Here is a 16,563-nt window from a genome sequence, read left to right on the forward strand (position 1 = left end):
CGCTAAGTTAGCAATTTTCGTTTAGGATAAGGAACAACGAGCACAAATATCATACAAATTAACCCACCATAAATTGTCCATCCCGCCATCTCTTTGAGTGCAGAGAGCGTGGCCTGCACCTGAATACGCCCTTTGGTAGATATAGCAGCCATGTTACGGGCTTCCGTCTCACTCTTTCCCTGATATTTCATACCCTGTACCGTACCAAGGAAGGAAGTGGAAGCATCCGGATTAAGCAGGTCCACATTTTGCGCATAACGGGTTATATAGTGTTGTTGCCGCTCTTGCAAAACATTTGTATAAATTGCTCCGCCAATACTCGGTCCCACAACCATACGCACAGTAAGCATAATACAGATCCAGGTGGAAAGATATTTAAAAGGCATACGTTGATTGGCATAAGCAGCCGTCAGCGCATACAGAATCATCATGCCTATGGCACGGATGATAACTGCATATTTCAGACGCTCGTAAACTCCTGCTGTCTGCACCTCGAAATACATGAAAACAGCTGATAAAGACAGGAAGAAGAATCCCATCGCAAACAGATACTTAAAATGTAACCCCTTACCTCCCAACACCATAGCAATCACGGCGCCAATAGCATAACCTACCATACACCAATTACCTAATGAAGCATTTTGCAGATTATCGAGATGCATCCCCACTCCTGCAAACACATTGACAAACATAGCACTGGAGTTTATCACCATCAATAATAAGTAAAGTAATGCTCCCATACGTATAGTACGCAGTTTGAACGCATCCAGCAAAACATAAGGCGACCGGCGCGTTACGTCCATATATAGAAAAATTCCCGCAAAAAGAATACTTACAGCTGTCGCCCAACGAATAGATTCGTCATCATACCAGTCGAGTACTTTTCCATAAACCAGCACATACGTGAGACAAGTCAGCGAGATGCAAAATGCAGTGACATTGCCGAACTTACGGAAATTAATAGGAAACCTTCCGGGAAACTTATAATTCGGCATGGTAATAAACAAGAGCAAAATAGAGATCAGGAGAATCCCCATCATAAAGTAATACACATATTTCCACTCATATTCAAAGGACAGCCAAGCCGTCAATGCTGTGCCCGACTGTCCCAGAATCATAAAAAACAGATAAACAGCCGGCTGACTCACACATCTTTCAATGTCCAATTTATTCCAACCGGCAGTATCTTTCGGCTCCAACCCCGGAGTAATATTGCGGGTAGCTTCCATTCCACCCGCATACCAAATGAGTGTGAACAGATTGACCATCATCAGTACCATACGCAAGAAACCCGTCAGAAGACTACAAAGCGCCAACAGAAAAACGCTGTCTGTCTTTGCACAGATATAACTGAATATATACATGAACGCAAACCCGACAATACACATCATCTTCTCCCGCCGTACACACACCAACTGATATAGGAAAGGAGCAAAGGCTGCCATACCAATAGAAGTAACAAAGTTGGCAAACTGGATATGCTCGGATATTATGCCAAGCCCGCTCATCATTTCGGTGCTATTCACCGAATAAACCCCGCCTACCGTAAGAATCGGCAGAAAGAAAAATAACAGAATGATAATACCCAACGGCTTGGGCATCCAACCATAGAAAGGATAATTTTTAGGATAAGAGGGCATCGGACTAATTAAAAATATAAATTAAAAATTATAAGGCACTGTATATAGACAGAAGAGGCGGAGGGATTAGAGTCTGGCTTTCACTACTACCATCATGCCTGCTGCTAACCGTTCGTTATCTTCTTTCGATAAATCGGTGAAATCGATTCGTACGGGAATACGTTGCTGAATCTTCACAAAATTACCTGCCGAATTATCCGTCGGCACTAATGAATATTTAGACCCGGTAGCTCCTGATATAGAGGTGACTTTGCCTTTAAACTCTTTATCGCTAATGGCATCTACTGTGACAAATACTTCCTGTCCGATATGCAGGTTCTCGATTTGTGTCTCCTTATAATTGGCAACGATCCATTTCTGGGTATCAGGAAGAATATAGGTGATGGTCTGCCCTGCCGAAATAAACTGTCCTTCCTCTAATGAACGACGGCCGAGTTTTCCGTCACAAGGAGCTATTACAACCGTATAGGAAAGATTCAACCGGGCCATTTCGAGCGCAGCTGTTGCTCTTTGAATAGCCGCTTCGGTATTCATGCGACGGTAGGACACTTCATCTACACCGGAAAGAGCTGCTTTTTTCTGCCTTTTCGTAGCTTCCAACTTCTTACGCGTAGCTTCATAATCAGTGACAATCTGTTCAAGTTGGATAGGAGTAGCCGCATTTCGTTTCACGAGGTTCTCATATCGTTTCCGGTCTTTTTCCAGTTTCGCCAACCGTACTTCAATCTCGGCAATAGACGCATCGTAAACAGATGCTGTTGTCTGCGTGGTATTGAGTGTAGCATTGATGACGGTCGCACCGGCTTGCGCATCCTTCAAGGCAGCTTCAGCCTCCATTACGCGAATTTTATATTCACGATCATCCAGTACCAGCAAAGTATCTCCTTTATGTACCTCCTGATGTTCTGTAAAGTAGATTTTGTCAATGTAACCTGAAGCACGTAGATTGATAGGAGACACATATTGTTCTATTTGTGCATCGTTACTAGTCTCCGTCTGGCTATAATTCAAAAAAAGGCAGATCACTTCAATCACTCCCCAAACAATAATAGCCACTCCGAAAAGGCTGATAGCAATCTGCCAGCGACGAAGTTTCTTCATTTTTTTTGCTTTCTCCTGATGAGTAGCGGAAGGAAGGTTATTTTCCATTGTTTCCATATTTATGATTGTTATTTGCGTATTATTTGACTAATGATTCTATTTGTCCGGTTAGTTTAAGCAGCATCAGGTTAGTCACCCGATAGTTATAATGTGCGCTGATATAGTTGTTTTGAGCTTCGCTCATCTGCATTTCATCTTGCAGCACTTCCGTCATAGAAGCAATGCCTTCCCGGTAACGGTCGGAAGTGACTGCGTACACATCTTCGGCAAGCAAGTAGTTATCCTTCTGTTTCTTAAAGTTACGCTGATTGTTCATCAGGTCGTTCACAGCATTCAGATATTGAGTTTGCAGATTCTTCCGGGCATCTTCCCATGCCAGCCTTTTGTTCTCTATATCGATCATCGCCTTCTTTATTTTATAGGTTTTATCCAGTCCGTCGAAAATCGGAATACGCAAGGTTAGCCCCACTCCATAGGAACGAAACCATTGATTGGACGGACCGGAGTGGAACCAATGATAACCTTTATCCGTATATGCGGCATATCGCCAGCTGCCTGTCAGACTAAGAGAAGGGATATATCCATTAGTAATGATCTTCTTTTGTCGTTCCGCCAGTTGCACTTGCGATTGTGAGAGTTGAAGTTCATAGATATTTTCCGACAAGCCGGTCAGGGCTACCGTAGTAATGCTATCGGTATTTACCGGTGTCAGCGCGATTTCCTTTTCAGCCGGATAATCCATAATGTATTTCAGCATATTCAATTGCTGTTTCATCATTGCTTGTGCATTGTCATATTGCACCTTCAGATTTTCCAAATTGATATTGACTCTTTTCAGATCGACTTCCATAGACATTCCATTATCGAAGAAAGCCTGTGTAATATCTCTCAATTCTTCCAGACGGGTGATATTTGCTTTTATCAGCATGATTTGTTCGGCCGTGACCTGTCCGAGATAATACATCTTACTGATTTGAAGAATAACATCTTCCCTGGCTTTTCCATAAGACAGACGACTGATTTCTTCCATCACTTTAGCTATGGACATAGAAGTATAAAGAGTCTGATTGAAAAGCGGCATCTGCATTTCCAGTCCTGCATTAGCAGAATGTTGCAATGTTTTCGTTATATTATAGGGAACTCCGTAAGATGAACCGTCTGTGACTGACACCGGAGGATCAAAATTGTTATTATAACCGGCTATCGCATTAATTTGCGGCAGCAACTTCGAACGGTTTTCAGATACGCCATATTTACTTTTTTGTATTTCTTTACGTTTCCCTTCTAACGACAAGTTATTGTCAATACCAATGCGGAGGCAATCCTCTAATGTCAGAATCTCTACCTCCTGTGTTTTTCCGTTTAACACGAACAAGAAAAAAAAGGAAAAAATGAATAGTAGTCTTTTCATAATATATGCTCTATTATTGGCTACAAATTTAGCAGCTTATAGCATAATGAGACTATCCACAAACTATTTGTTTATATTCATATTTTCCTTTTTCAATGGGTAAATGAATGGACAGTCACTCTCATAGATAAAAACAAGAATCCTCTTTCAACCTATCACCTATATTATCAAACCCTTTATTCATCGTATTTTCAGAATGGTAATAGGTTACTGTTGTAGTTTCAAGGCGGGGAACCTTCCTCCACCCCAAAGCATAATAGCATAAACCCATCGGACGAAGAAAAGTCAGGCATTTGATAGACAAATCTCCACCCTTAGTCGATTTTATTTTTATCTGCTCCAGTATCTACTTAGCTTTGAGATATTAAAACAAATAAAAGCAGTAAGAGAAATGAGAAAAAACATGAAATTGATAGGATTGGCAGTCAGCTTAACATGCTGTGCAGGTTTTATAGATGCACAAGAAGCCAATAATGAGCCGCAAGAAAGGCAGCAACAAGAAAAGCATCTTCCACGCGAAGTTCTGAATCCAGAGAAGGTAGCAACCCAGATGACAGAGCAAATGAATAAGTTGCTCCAACTGACAGATAAACAATATAAGAAAATATATAAGCTGAACCTGAAAGAGCAAAAAGCATTTTTCAAGGCTATGCAAAATTCGGATGACTATCGCCCACCAATGGGAGAAGGTCCCGGTATGCGGGGAGGACGTCCGCCAATGGGTGGAGGCCAACCGCCAATGATGGGAGAAGGTGGTTTCCCGGGCAGAATGGGAGGTGGTCCGATGATGAGCAGAGATACCAATTCTGCCGACTCACAAAAGAAAGCCGCAGAAACCAAAGAAAAGAAAATAAAAAAGATTCTGACAAAAGAGCAGTATGAGAAATGGCAGACCGAACAAAATTCCGCACGTAAAAAAGCTTCTCAAAGAAGAATGCACAAAGATAATCATCCTGACAAGGGTCCGGACTTTGAACAAAAAAGCTTCTAAATATCACACTTAATATGTTTCTATGAATAATAGCGTTTGTTTTTCATAATTTTTTTAGTGAATGTAAAGTAGCGGCTCTCTTCGCGAGGAAGAGAGCCGCCCTTATTTAATAACCTTATGATACACAACAGGTTTACGTACTATTTTATTTCGCTTAGGACTTCTTCGCTATCTTGCTCCGCTGCGTCCACGCAAGAAGCATAACTCCGATTAACAATAAAGCCAATGCTGCATAAGCAATACTTTCCGTGACATGTATGCTTTGCGGATCAAACCACATCTCGATGGTATGTTCCCCTGCCGGCATATTTATCGCACGCAAGATATAGTCTGCACGGGCAATATCCACCGGCTGGCCATCGATAGTCACCTGCCATCCCGGATAATATATTTCAGAGAAAACAACAACTCCGTCTTTAGGAGTGGAGGCCTTATAAACCAAACGATTTGGCTCGTAACTGGTTAACTGGATGGTAGATAGTGAATCTTTATATCCTTCTGTCACACCTTTCAGCTGTTCTTTAAACTTTACATCCACTACGGCTGTTTCCGTTGGAAGAATATCGTTCAAAGCATCTATTTCTTCATTTGCATTATTTACATACTGCACCTTATCTACGAACCATGCATTACCGTATGCATAAGGATTCATGACAGGAACAGCCTGCCCTTGCTCTCCGGCAGGGAAAATGAAGTATTTGGTATTCAGCATATTCAGTACACGGAATTTAGAAGCATCCACACTGTCCATCTGTCCACCGGCAGTAGCCACAGCCTGATAAGTTTCTTTCATTTCGGGCACGATGTGATGGTCTATCATTTCCTGATAGCGGCGAAGTTTCGCTGCATGATAGCCACCGACACTCTTATGCCAATATGCTGTATTGTTTTCATTAAATGTATTACCGGGGAAACCGATGAAATTCAGTACACGATAATTCGGAGTCGTATCCTGAAGAATAATCTCATCCGCCTGTGTTTTCACGAATGCTTCTGACCGCTTCGACTTCGGCACGAACTGTTCGTCATTCAAATAGCGTTTATTGACACTCCACATATCTATCAGACACAAAAGCGCAATACCCGCCAGTGTGAAAGAGGCTTTCAACTTCCGCAGTTGATACAAGAATAAGAACAGGCAACCGATCACTATAATAAAGAAGCTGCGCCATGCATCCGAAGCAATAATGGCTTCGCGCATTTCAGTCAGATTGGCCACAAACGAAGCCAAATGTTCGGCAGGAAGTGCTTGTTTCAAAGCAGTCATCTCCTGTGCCGTTATAAAGCTGGAGAAGAAAGCGCCCGGGGCGACAGCTAAAATGAACGCAACACCGGCAGTTAGTACCAACGCAGCAATCACTCCTCTACAGTTCTTTTCCTGTTTCAGCATATCCGGTTTACTCAAAATCTCTTTCAAGGCAAAAATCGCCAACAAAGGTATTGTAAATTCAGCTATTACCAGAATAGAAGATACAGCGCGGAACTTATTATACATCGGGACATAATCGATAAAGAAGTCCGTCAGCCCCATGAAATTCTTTCCCCATGAAAGCAGAATCGAGAAGATAGTAGCTCCCAGCAGCGCCCATTTAAGAGGACCTTTCACTATAAAGCACCCCAATACAAAGAGGAACATCACAAATGCCCCCACATATACCGGACCGGCTGTCCACGGCTGCTCACCGAAATATTGAGGTAACTGTGAGTAAATACCGTTATACATTGGATTGGCCTTTGCCATAGCAGCTTCGCTCTGTGACATCGTAGATCCTGATCCTCCCCCCTTTACATTCGGAACCAGCAACGTCAACGTTTCACCGATACCATAACTCCAGTTGGTTATATAATCACGATCCAATCCGCTACTAGTCTGACTGGCAGCAGCTCCCTCCTGCTTCAATTCACTCTTGCCGCGCATCGTCTCCTTACTATATTCATACGTATGATACAGATTGGAAATATTGATGCAGACTCCTACCACGGCAGCCAGTGCTAAAACCCCGCTAGCCTTGAAGAAATGAGGCAATTCTTTCTTTCTATAAGCATCTTCAAAGTAAGCTCCTACAAAAAACAGGATCACAAACATGAAATAATAGCTCATCTGAATGTGATTCGACTGAATCTGAAGGGCGATGAACAGGGCCGTAACGATTCCGCCCAACAGGTATTTCTTCCGGTAAGCCAGAACGACACCTGCAATCGTAGGTGGTATATAAGCCAATGTCACAAACTTCCAAATATGCCCTGCCGGTATCAGAATGAAGAAATAGGAAGAGAATGCCCATATCACTCCGCCTAATCCTGCCAGCCAGGCCGATATTCCAAACGCCCGCAAGAGGATATAGAATCCCAGCATCATGATAAAAGTCAGCACTACATAATCCGGGAGAAAGAGGCGATAAACCTTCTCCACCCCTTTCAGGGACGTTGTCGAGTCGTAACTCGGAGACATCTGATAAGTAGGCATACCTCCAAAAATCGAGTTTGTCCAGCGCGTACGTTCTCCGGTACGCTCGAGATACTCTTTCGATTCTTGTCCTGCACCGACTCCGGCAGCCGTGTCATGCTGAAACAAGATACGACCTTCGATATCAGCCGGAAAAAAATAGGCGAAAGAAAGAATGATAAAAGCCAGAATGGCTATTAAGTCAGGAAGAAACTTTTTCATTTACGATGACACGATTTACTATTTACGATTGAAGTTTGAATATAAAAATAAATACGACCGGACAATCTAACATTTACAATTGATAACAGTGGAATATCGATCTCCCTCATTTATCAATCGTAAATGGTAAATCGTCTAATCGTAAATCAAATTAGTATCTATAATGATCTGCTTTATAAGGTCCGTCCACCGATACACCAATATAAGCGGCCTGTTCGGGAGTCAGCTTAGTCAGTTTCACACCGATCTTTTCAAGATGCAGGCGAGCCACTTCCTCGTCCAGATGCTTCGGCAAGCGATATACATTGATATCATATTTCTTGTTGAACAGTTCTATCTGCGCCAATGTCTGATTGGTAAATGAATTACTCATCACGAATGACGGGTGTCCTGTTGCACATCCCAGATTTACCAGACGGCCGTCGGCCAACAAGATAATGCTATGTCCATCCGGGAAATAATAACGGTCTACCTGCGGTTTGATATTCACACATTTGATGCCCGGATAATGTTTCAAAGCATCTACCTGAATTTCATTATCAAAATGGCCGATGTTGCAAACGATAGCCTGGTCTTTCATTTTCTCCATGTGGTCGATACGGATAATATCGATATTACCTGTCGTAGTCACGAAGATGTTACCTTCCAGACAAGCCTCTTCCATCGTCACTACTTCGAAACCTTCCATTGCAGCCTGCAGTGCACAGATCGGGTCTACCTCCGTCACGAGCACCCGCGCTCCATAAGAACGCATGGAGTGAGAACAGCCTTTACCCACATCACCATAACCGCATACCACTACTACTTTTCCGGCAATCATCACATCTGTTGCACGCTTGATTCCGTCGGCCAACGATTCGCGGCAACCGTACAGATTATCAAACTTAGATTTCGTTACCGAGTCGTTTACATTGAATGCCGGGAACAGCAATTTGCCTTCTTCCTGCATCTGATACAAACGGTGTACGCCTGTCGTAGTCTCTTCAGATACGCCACGCACTTCTTCCGCTACACGATGCCAGCGAGTACTGTCTTCTGCCAACACTTTCTTCAAGATAGCATTCAGTTCTATTTCATCCTCCGCGTGTACTTCCTTATCCAATACGGCAGCATTATTTTCAGCATCATAACCCACGTGGATCATCATTGTTGCGTCACCGCCATCATCTACAATCACATTCGGTCCCTTACCGCCGTCAAAGCTCAATGCCTGCAACGTGCACCACCAATAATCGGCAAGAGTCTCGCCCTTCCATGCAAATACCGGTACACCGGCAGCAGCTATCGCAGCAGCAGCATGATCCTGCGTTGAATATATATTACAAGAGCACCAACGTACTTCAGCTCCTAAAGCCACTAATGTTTCAATCAGCACAGCCGTTTGAATGGTCATGTGCAACGACCCCATAATGCGGGCACCTTTTAACGGTTTGGATTCTCCATACTTTTCGCGAAGAGCCATCAGGCCGGGCATTTCTTTTTCTGCCAAATCGATTTCCTTGCGTCCGAAATCAGCAAGTGTAATATCTGCCACCTTATAGGGCAGAGTAGAGAATAATTCTGTAGACATATTGTAAATCATTTATATATAATGGATGCAAAGATAGAACATTCTGATTAGTAGGGCAAAAGCTATCCGTTTTTTTTATATTATAATAACTAGGGAGGCTGTCAGCATCTCGGAATATTGTTTTATATTTGCAACAGATAAAACAACTTCTACAACATTCTAATGAATAATAACGAATCTTCTATGAGAAATTACGAAAACAAAACAAAGGAGGATCTTTTGGAAATAATCGAACAATTAGAGAAGAAAATAGATTTTCTTTCCTCTCATTCTTCTTCTGATTCTTCCTCTCCTTCCAAAGAACGTTTTCGTGATAAATATAGTACCCGGATACTGGATGCTCTTCCTGACATGCTCACCGTCTTCGACCATGACGCCAATATTATAGAGCTTGCTTCTTCTCCGGCAACTAATCACGTAGAAGGTATCAGCCCCAACAATATCACTACCACTAACGTAAAAGACATTCTGCCCAAAGAGGCTTATGAAAGTGTCCGCAAGAATATGGATAAGGTGATTCTCACAGGAGAAAGTTCAACAGCCAGACACGATCTTATGTTGGATGGTGTTTTACATCACTACGAAAACCGTATCTTTCCTTTGGATAAAGAGTATCTGTTGTGTATGTGCCGTGATATATCCCAACAATGGGAGGCGGAACAGACGAATGCCCAGCAACAGAAAGAACTAAAGGCTGCCAGAATCAAAGCGGAAGAGTCGGACCGATTGAAATCTGCTTTTCTGGCAAACATGAGTCATGAAATACGTACCCCGCTCAATGCCATTGTAGGATTCTCCAAACTAATCACTTACGCAACATCTGCAGAAGAGAAGAATCAATATTCGGAAATCATCGAACGAAATTCGGAAATGCTGCTGAATCTATTCAATGATATTCTGGATCTGGCATCACTTGAAGCTGATTCTCTAAAATTCAATATCCGCCCGATCAAATTAATAGATATCTGCCTGCAGCTGGAACAACAATTCTGTCATAAGACGCAAAACGGTGTCAAACTTATTCTGGACGACGTAGATGCGGACATGTATACTTCGGGAGACTGGAATCGCATCATACAAATTATAAGTAACTTGCTTAGTAACGCTACGAAGTTTACCCCGAAAGGAGAAATTCATTTCGGATATCGGGAAAAGGAGGATTTTGTAGAGTTCTACGTTAAAGATAGCGGCATCGGCATTCCGGCAGCAAGAATTGCCACAATTTTCCGGCGCTTTGGAAAGGTCGACGATTTTGTTCAGGGAACAGGATTGGGATTAACTCTTTGCAGAATGTTAGTAGAGAAGATGGGTGGACGTATCTGGTTGCGCTCTCAGGAAGGCCAGGGAAGCAGATTCTATTTTACCCTGCCTTTGGTTCGTCAATAAAGATCGATTAAGGACACAAATATCAGTGTCCGGGCATGACCTTACAGGACTTTTACAATTAAATATAGATATACAGAAAACGCGGCTTGTTGGTAACAAAGCCGCGTTTTCCGCATATATCTATGTTCGAAATATATTCATTTATTCCTTAGCAGCCGGAGCACTAAGCATTTCTTTATATTTCACCGGATCATTCAGAATTTTCATTGCTTCCTTCAAACCGTCATCATCCTTCAACTGCTGGATGATATTACCACGTTGGTAATAGTAACGCTTGATAATTTCAGTAGCAATCATCTTCTTTATATCAGATGAGAAATAATCCAAGTCGCGATCAAGATCATGGTTCAACTTCTTTTCAAGTGCTTTGAACTCCTCTGAAGCATCATCCATATACCCTTCAAACTCGGCAGCTTCTTTCAACGTTTTCAGAATTTTCTCACTCTGTTGGTCATACTTGAAGTCGGCTTTCTTCACCAATGCTTTAAAATCATTATAATCGGCATCTGTCACCTCAAACTCCTCCGGAGCAACGATGGTAGGATGTTTCAAACAATACTGAGTTGCATAATCAAAAATCAGATTATCGCGTACCAGATAGAAGAGGATATTCGGTAATTTCTCCTGTTTGATAACAATATCCGGCATTACACCACCTCCGTCGCGTACTTCACGTCCGGCAGCCGTATGGAATACCTTAGTCAAACTGTCAGGAATGGTTCCTACACTTCCATCTTCATTACGATGCTTGTAGTCAATAGCCTGTACACAACGTCCACTTGGAATATAATATTTGGAGGTAGTCACTTTCATCGTTCCGCCATAAGGCAAAGAGCGGGGAACCTGTACCAGTCCTTTTCCGAAGGTACGGTTACCAACGATAACGGCACGGTCGAGATCCTGCAGAGAACCTGATAAGATTTCGGAAGCAGAAGCGGTTCCACTATTTACCAATACCGCAATCGGAATATCCAAGTCCAACGGCTCGCGCAATGTCTTATAAGTGTTACTAGCTTGTTTGATTTTCCCTTTGGTCGTTACAATCACCTTTCCACGCGGCAAGAAATAATTCGCAATTTCTACTGCTTCATCCAGCAATCCACCGCCATTACTACGGAGGTCTATCACCAACGAAGTAGCTCCCTGTTTCTTCAAATCCAGAAATGCTTTCTTAAACTCTTTGGAAGGGTTGCCGGAAAAAGTGCTAAGGCTAATGTAACCTACATTATTATCCAATACGGCAGTATAAGGAATCGCCGGATTCTGAATAGACTCACGTACAATCGTGAACTCCATCGGCGTACGTCCACCTTTCTCATTCGGGCGCTCAATCTTTAGCTTAAAACTGGTACCTGCCTGTCCGCGTAACATCTGGCTGACTTCCGCATTATTCTTACCGGCAAGATCCTGTCCGTCAATCTCCATCAGTATATCTCCCGCTTTCAGACCGGCTTTTGCAGCAGGCGTTCCCTCAAAAGGTTCAGAAATCATCGAACGTTTTAGTTTCGTATTATAAGCAATGTAAGAACCCATCCCACCAAATGATCCTTTAATCATCTGCTCCAGTTCACTCTGATCTTCTTCCGGGAAATATTCCGTATAAGGATCCAGCGTATAAAGCATATTATCGATTCCTTCCCGAATCGTTTTACTCGGATCAATGGTATCTACATAGAACATATCCAGTTCTTTCACAATCGCATTAAATATATCCAGATTCTTTGCAATCTGGAAATTACGGTCGTCTCCACTCTTGAAACTAAAGAAAGCAACTGTTGCTATCACCGCTACTGCAACAATAGCTATCTGCCTGTTCAGCAATTTTTTCATACCTCTTTCAATCTAAATGAGTCGTAAAAGTAGCTCAATCCTTTGTTATTCCGCCAGAATCCTGTTAATATTTAACTTAATTTCATCCCAGCGTTCCTGTGGTATCGTTGTTCCGATTACCTGAATAACATTTCCCGAGAGAATAGAACCTATTTTTGCACATTTATCCAACGAATATCCGCAAGTCAATCCGTATAAGAATCCGGAAGCAAAATAATCACCGGCACCGGTAGTATCCACCACTTTTTGAACCGAAATGGCCGAAACCTTTATTTCTTCTGTCCCTTTGCGGATATAAGAACCGTTTGCCCCGACTTTTACGATAGCAATACTGCATTTCTTGGCAATCACTCTCAAAGCTTCCTCCGGCTCCTTGCCGGTAAAGGCTTTCGCTTCCTCTTCGTTTGCAAAGACAATGTCGACATATTTGTTTATTAACAAGGTGAAGAATTCCAGATCATTAGCCACAATGTTATAACTAGCCATATCGAGACAAATCTGCAAACCGGCTTCTTTAGCCAGTTCAATGGCGTGAAGAATCATTTCGTGGTCCTGAACAAGATAGCCTTCTATAAATAGGTACGCGTAACCTTTAAACATATCCAAGGTCAGTTCCTCTGCTCTCAAAGAAGCCGCTGCTCCCAGATAGGTTCCGAAAGTGCGCTCTCCATCCGGTGAAATAAAAGTGGATGCCACACCGGAAGGCAGTCGATCCGAGGTCAATAATTTGTCTTCAATCTTATTTTTCTGCAGATTTTCACGAAAAAATTCTCCATAATTATCATTTCCCACTTTTCCGATAAACCCTGTTCCAGCACCCAAACAAGCCAGTCCGAGGATGGCATTTCCTGCCGATCCGCCTGTTGCCAAGTGGGTTTTCATCTGTGAAAATTTTGTGTTAATCTGCTGTAACTTAGCGTCATCGATGAGCTGCATGCTTCCTTTGGGTAAACCCATTTCATCCAAAAGAGTATCATCCTTCAGGGTTGCGAGTACGTCTACCAGGGCGTTGCCCAATCCTATTATTTTGTCCATTCCTAATATTTTTTTTGCAAAGATATTGCATATTTCAAAAAAACCTAGTACTTTTGCATCGCAATTGAGAAAAACATTCTTCCTTAGCTCAGTCGGTTAGAGCATCTGACTGTTAATCAGAGGGTCCTTGGTTCAAGTCCAAGAGGAAGAGCAAAGTTGAAAATCTTGATTGCAAACATTCTTCCTTAGCTCAGTCGGTTAGAGCATCTGACTGTTAATCAGAGGGTCCTTGGTTCAAGTCCAAGAGGAAGAGCAAAAAGAAGCCACCTAGAAGGGTGGCTTTTCTATATATTCACCTTTCTTATCATCCAAAGGACTCAATAATATATCTTGTGGGATTTGGCTCAGAACAACCATATCTCTAAAAGTAGGTACATCATATCGGTACAAAAAGGAATTAAATAGTGATTAACTGGTGTGGTATTGAATCACAACAGAATTGAATAAATTCTCTTATTGGATATTTATTTTCCATTTTTCCATGTCCCCCTTCATCTTTTCTCTGTCTCTCCGATGAATAAGGAGTTTGCGGGTGAAGGGTAACAACTTCACCATCTCTTCTCCTGTAGCGATTAGTTTCAAAAATTGTTTCAAGGCTTGAAACAATCCGTTTCACACCGAGAAACACTTCGTTTCAAGTAGCGAAACACTTTGTTTCTCGGCGTGAAACATCTAGTTTCAAATAGGGTTGAAACTAATTACGAAATAGCTTTACTAATCTTGCTCAATGGTGGAATCTAAAAGTAGCAATTTGACTTGATTCATGATGAAGAGAAGGTGAAGGGGCGGCTATTCACCTGCAAACTCCTTGTTTATCGGCAATACAGAAGAAAAGTGAAGGAGCTGGAAGAATTGAACATGTTATAGAAAAGAGCATCGAATTGTTCAAAACCCATATGGAATGAGTCGAATCGTCTATTCATAGGAAATGATTTTAATTGGGCATTTCTATTTATCCGTTTGCCTATCCAGATTCGTTCCACTTGCTATTTTTATTTCGTTCCATTATAGTGGAACGAAGTAAAAGTAGCTAATTGAGATAATCTGACTAGGCAATAAAGATAATTTGTTTGGGCAATTAAAAAAGTCTTATTGGCACACCTAACGGAGATACGGTGGCGAGGCATGCATTCGTTTAGCTCAAAACTGTGCAGGAACGAACTTTTTTGGTATAGGCTGCCCTGAAGCACATTACCCAAACTTTTAAACTGTTCCCCGATTTTTCAGACTAATCTAAAATTTATCCCCGCTGATTTGCTACTACTCCAAAGACAGCGGTTCAGTTTGAAAACGGCGGCTTAGTCTGAATATTGGGGATTTGGGGATCAGTTTGAGAACAAAGACGAAAGAATAAGAGGAACCTCCCGGATAAATCCATTAGTCCCCCTCTGATACTGGTCGTACCTCATCGTTTCTTGATAAAGGCAAGTAGTTACACATAAATGTAAAGTTTTCGACCTTTTAGCCGTCAGACACCACTCCGTCCCATTTGACTTGCCTTTAAAGTTTAAATAACATTAGATCTTGGCGAAAAATAGCAAACCACAACCAATTGGCTGCTATGGATTCGCCGTGACACTTCATTTGTTTAATGAAAAAATAGACGAGGCAGTCCTACCGTTTGGATATAAACCACCTCGTCTTGGGGTCTTAGCCGAACCTGTTTATTTCTCTATCTTCATTCATTTCAAATCGGTTTATATACATGAAAGAAGGAAAGAATACCATAAGAGATGTCCAGCCGGAGATTTCTTGATTGTATGGCAATGCAGCCAAGAGGGGTATTCTCAAGCAAATCACACGATTGCTTTGAGGAGAAAGCGGGCATATTTTTTTTGTTCTTTCCATTTATAACAAATGATGGTTTGCGCCCTATTACAAACCCTATATATACAAAAAAAGCGGTAGGGCATTTGCCTATCCGCAAGCGAGGGAGTCGAAGCCCTATGTGCACAAACAGGAAACACCCCCCGCATATCGCAAGGAGCATTTTACTGTTTCATGTGCACATTTGAATTTTCGACTTTTCGCTTGCACAGAAATCAGCTAAACGCTTTTTTTCTTCAAAAACATAAAAACATGTCGATCTACGACAGTGCAAATATAAGAAATTATTAATTCATTCGGTTCTCAATCTCGTTTTTTTTATAAAAAGTCATCTTTGAGAAGCCCTTTATACATTCTTGAAACAAATTTAAGCCGTTGCCAACGTCAATATACTAATCCGTATTCCTTCCACATTCACTAGGCAGGAAGCACATGCCAGAGTAGTAGAACCAGTGGTCAACACATCGTCAACTATCAATATGTGTTTTCCGGCAAGTGTTTCGGGATGCTGAAGCTCGAAGATACCTTCCACATTATCCCGACGTTCAAACACAGATTTACGCGTTTGCGTTTCCGTATTTTTCTTACGTAATATGGATTCTGTATCAATGGGAATTCCTGTTACAGCAGAAACGCCACGGGCAATCCACTCACTTTGATTATAACCGCGAATTTGCTGTTTTTTCTTATGAAGCGGTATGGGGATTATCACATCAATTCCCTGAAAAAAATGGGAAGACAAAAGTTCGGCAGCCATATACCGCCCCATAATTGCACCTATTTCCTTTTGTCCACCATATTTCAACCGATGAAGAATCAACCGGAAGTCGCTTCCTTTCTCATAAAAGAAAAAAGAAGTAGCCCGTTCCAAAGGGATTTGTCCCCAGAAGAGCCGCTCTACCGGATTATCTTTTCGAAGATGATAATTAGTACGGGGTAGATTGATATTACATTCTGTACAGATACATTCTTCACCCTTTGCTAACGGCCGGCCACAAACAACGCAGCAACGGGGAAATAGCAAAGATAAGAAAGAACTAAGCCAGTCTTTGATAAGAAGTGTGTGTTTCATAATAATAGAGATTTAAAGTTGCAATAGCACCT

Annotated in this window: 11 protein-coding genes and 2 tRNA genes; 4 read left to right on the forward strand and 9 right to left on the reverse strand. The window is 42.0% G+C overall.

What is annotated here, in order from left to right:
* Positions 1 to 2 precede the first annotated feature (2 nt).
* From KQP79_RS20720 to KQP79_RS20730, 3 genes are all read right to left on the reverse strand, one after another.
* Entirely contained in the window at positions 3 to 1,640 is a 1,638-nt protein-coding gene (locus KQP79_RS20720) for a hypothetical protein (RefSeq protein ID WP_004310705.1), read from the reverse strand.
* A 66-nt stretch (positions 1,641 to 1,706) separates the two neighbouring features.
* The gene (locus KQP79_RS20725; RefSeq protein WP_004296422.1) at positions 1,707 to 2,798 is read right to left on the reverse strand and encodes an HlyD family secretion protein; all 1,092 of its coding nucleotides are present in this window, start codon (positions 2,796 to 2,798) and stop codon (positions 1,707 to 1,709) included.
* 22 nt (positions 2,799 to 2,820) lie between these two features.
* Entirely contained in the window at positions 2,821 to 4,152 is a 1,332-nt protein-coding gene (locus KQP79_RS20730; RefSeq protein WP_004296423.1) for a TolC family protein, read from the reverse strand.
* 391 nt (positions 4,153 to 4,543) lie between these two features.
* On the opposite strand from KQP79_RS20730, the gene KQP79_RS20735 reads away from it, so the two are divergent.
* Positions 4,544 to 5,143 (forward strand): hypothetical protein, encoded by a 600-nt coding sequence (locus KQP79_RS20735; RefSeq protein WP_061448457.1) that lies wholly within the window; start codon positions 4,544 to 4,546, stop codon positions 5,141 to 5,143.
* A 154-nt stretch (positions 5,144 to 5,297) separates the two neighbouring features.
* On the opposite strand, the gene KQP79_RS20740 is transcribed toward KQP79_RS20735, so the two are convergent.
* Both KQP79_RS20740 and ahcY read right to left on the reverse strand, forming a co-directional pair.
* Positions 5,298 to 7,811 (reverse strand): YfhO family protein, encoded by a 2,514-nt coding sequence (locus tag KQP79_RS20740; protein WP_061448456.1) that lies wholly within the window; start codon positions 7,809 to 7,811, stop codon positions 5,298 to 5,300.
* A gap of 151 nt (positions 7,812 to 7,962) precedes the next feature.
* A complete protein-coding gene (ahcY, locus tag KQP79_RS20745; RefSeq protein WP_004302401.1) occupies positions 7,963 to 9,381 on the reverse strand; it encodes an adenosylhomocysteinase in 1,419 nt (472 codons plus the stop codon).
* Between the two features lie 183 nt (positions 9,382 to 9,564).
* On the opposite strand from ahcY, the gene KQP79_RS20750 reads away from it, so the two are divergent.
* Positions 9,565 to 10,767 (forward strand): PAS domain-containing protein, encoded by a 1,203-nt coding sequence (locus KQP79_RS20750; RefSeq protein ID WP_061448463.1) that lies wholly within the window; start codon positions 9,565 to 9,567, stop codon positions 10,765 to 10,767.
* A gap of 141 nt (positions 10,768 to 10,908) precedes the next feature.
* Here the strand turns inward: KQP79_RS20750 and KQP79_RS20755 are convergent, their stop codons facing one another.
* Positions 10,909 to 12,597 carry a S41 family peptidase gene (locus tag KQP79_RS20755; protein WP_061448455.1) on the reverse strand — a complete coding sequence of 563 codons (1,689 nt, stop codon included), beginning with the start codon at positions 12,595 to 12,597 and terminating at the stop codon, positions 10,909 to 10,911.
* A gap of 45 nt (positions 12,598 to 12,642) precedes the next feature.
* A complete protein-coding gene (locus KQP79_RS20760) occupies positions 12,643 to 13,632 on the reverse strand; it encodes an adenosine kinase (RefSeq protein WP_009000957.1) in 990 nt (329 codons plus the stop codon).
* 77 nt (positions 13,633 to 13,709) lie between these two features.
* On the opposite strand from KQP79_RS20760, the gene KQP79_RS20765 reads away from it, so the two are divergent.
* Together KQP79_RS20765 and KQP79_RS20770 are read left to right on the forward strand one after the other, a co-directional pair.
* Positions 13,710 to 13,783 (forward strand) — tRNA-Asn (locus tag KQP79_RS20765).
* A gap of 28 nt (positions 13,784 to 13,811) precedes the next feature.
* Positions 13,812 to 13,885 (forward strand) — tRNA-Asn (locus KQP79_RS20770).
* Between the two features lie 144 nt (positions 13,886 to 14,029).
* Here KQP79_RS20770 and KQP79_RS20775 read toward each other — a convergent pair.
* The gene (locus KQP79_RS20775) at positions 14,030 to 14,248 is read right to left on the reverse strand and encodes a hypothetical protein (protein WP_155728197.1); all 219 of its coding nucleotides are present in this window, start codon (positions 14,246 to 14,248) and stop codon (positions 14,030 to 14,032) included.
* A gap of 1,578 nt (positions 14,249 to 15,826) precedes the next feature.
* On the reverse strand, positions 15,827 to 16,531 hold the full coding sequence (locus tag KQP79_RS20780; protein WP_061448454.1) for a ComF family protein: 705 nt from the start codon (positions 16,529 to 16,531) through the stop codon (positions 15,827 to 15,829).
* Between the last annotated feature and the right edge of the window lie 32 nt (positions 16,532 to 16,563).

Origin of the sequence: Bacteroides sp. DH3716P (assembly GCF_025914115.1) — a bacterium.
In the GTDB taxonomy this organism is placed as follows: Bacteria; Bacteroidota; Bacteroidia; order Bacteroidales; family Bacteroidaceae; genus Bacteroides; species Bacteroides ovatus.

Coding starts and splice junctions, on each gene's coding strand:
- KQP79_RS20720 (WP_004310705.1), bottom strand. CDS start 1,640: ATGCCCTCTTATCCTAAAAATTATCCTTTCTATGGTTGGATGCCCAAG.
- KQP79_RS20725 (WP_004296422.1), bottom strand. CDS start 2,798: ATGGAAACAATGGAAAATAACCTTCCTTCCGCTACTCATCAGGAGAAA.
- KQP79_RS20730 (WP_004296423.1), bottom strand. CDS start 4,152: ATGAAAAGACTACTATTCATTTTTTCCTTTTTTTTCTTGTTCGTGTTA.
- KQP79_RS20735 (WP_061448457.1), top strand. CDS start 4,544: ATGAGAAAAAACATGAAATTGATAGGATTGGCAGTCAGCTTAACATGC.
- KQP79_RS20740 (WP_061448456.1), bottom strand. CDS start 7,811: ATGAAAAAGTTTCTTCCTGACTTAATAGCCATTCTGGCTTTTATCATT.
- ahcY (WP_004302401.1), bottom strand. CDS start 9,381: ATGTCTACAGAATTATTCTCTACTCTGCCCTATAAGGTGGCAGATATT.
- KQP79_RS20750 (WP_061448463.1), top strand. CDS start 9,565: ATGAGAAATTACGAAAACAAAACAAAGGAGGATCTTTTGGAAATAATC.
- KQP79_RS20755 (WP_061448455.1), bottom strand. CDS start 12,597: ATGAAAAAATTGCTGAACAGGCAGATAGCTATTGTTGCAGTAGCGGTG.
- KQP79_RS20760 (WP_009000957.1), bottom strand. CDS start 13,632: ATGGACAAAATAATAGGATTGGGCAACGCCCTGGTAGACGTACTCGCA.
- KQP79_RS20780 (WP_061448454.1), bottom strand. CDS start 16,531: ATGAAACACACACTTCTTATCAAAGACTGGCTTAGTTCTTTCTTATCT.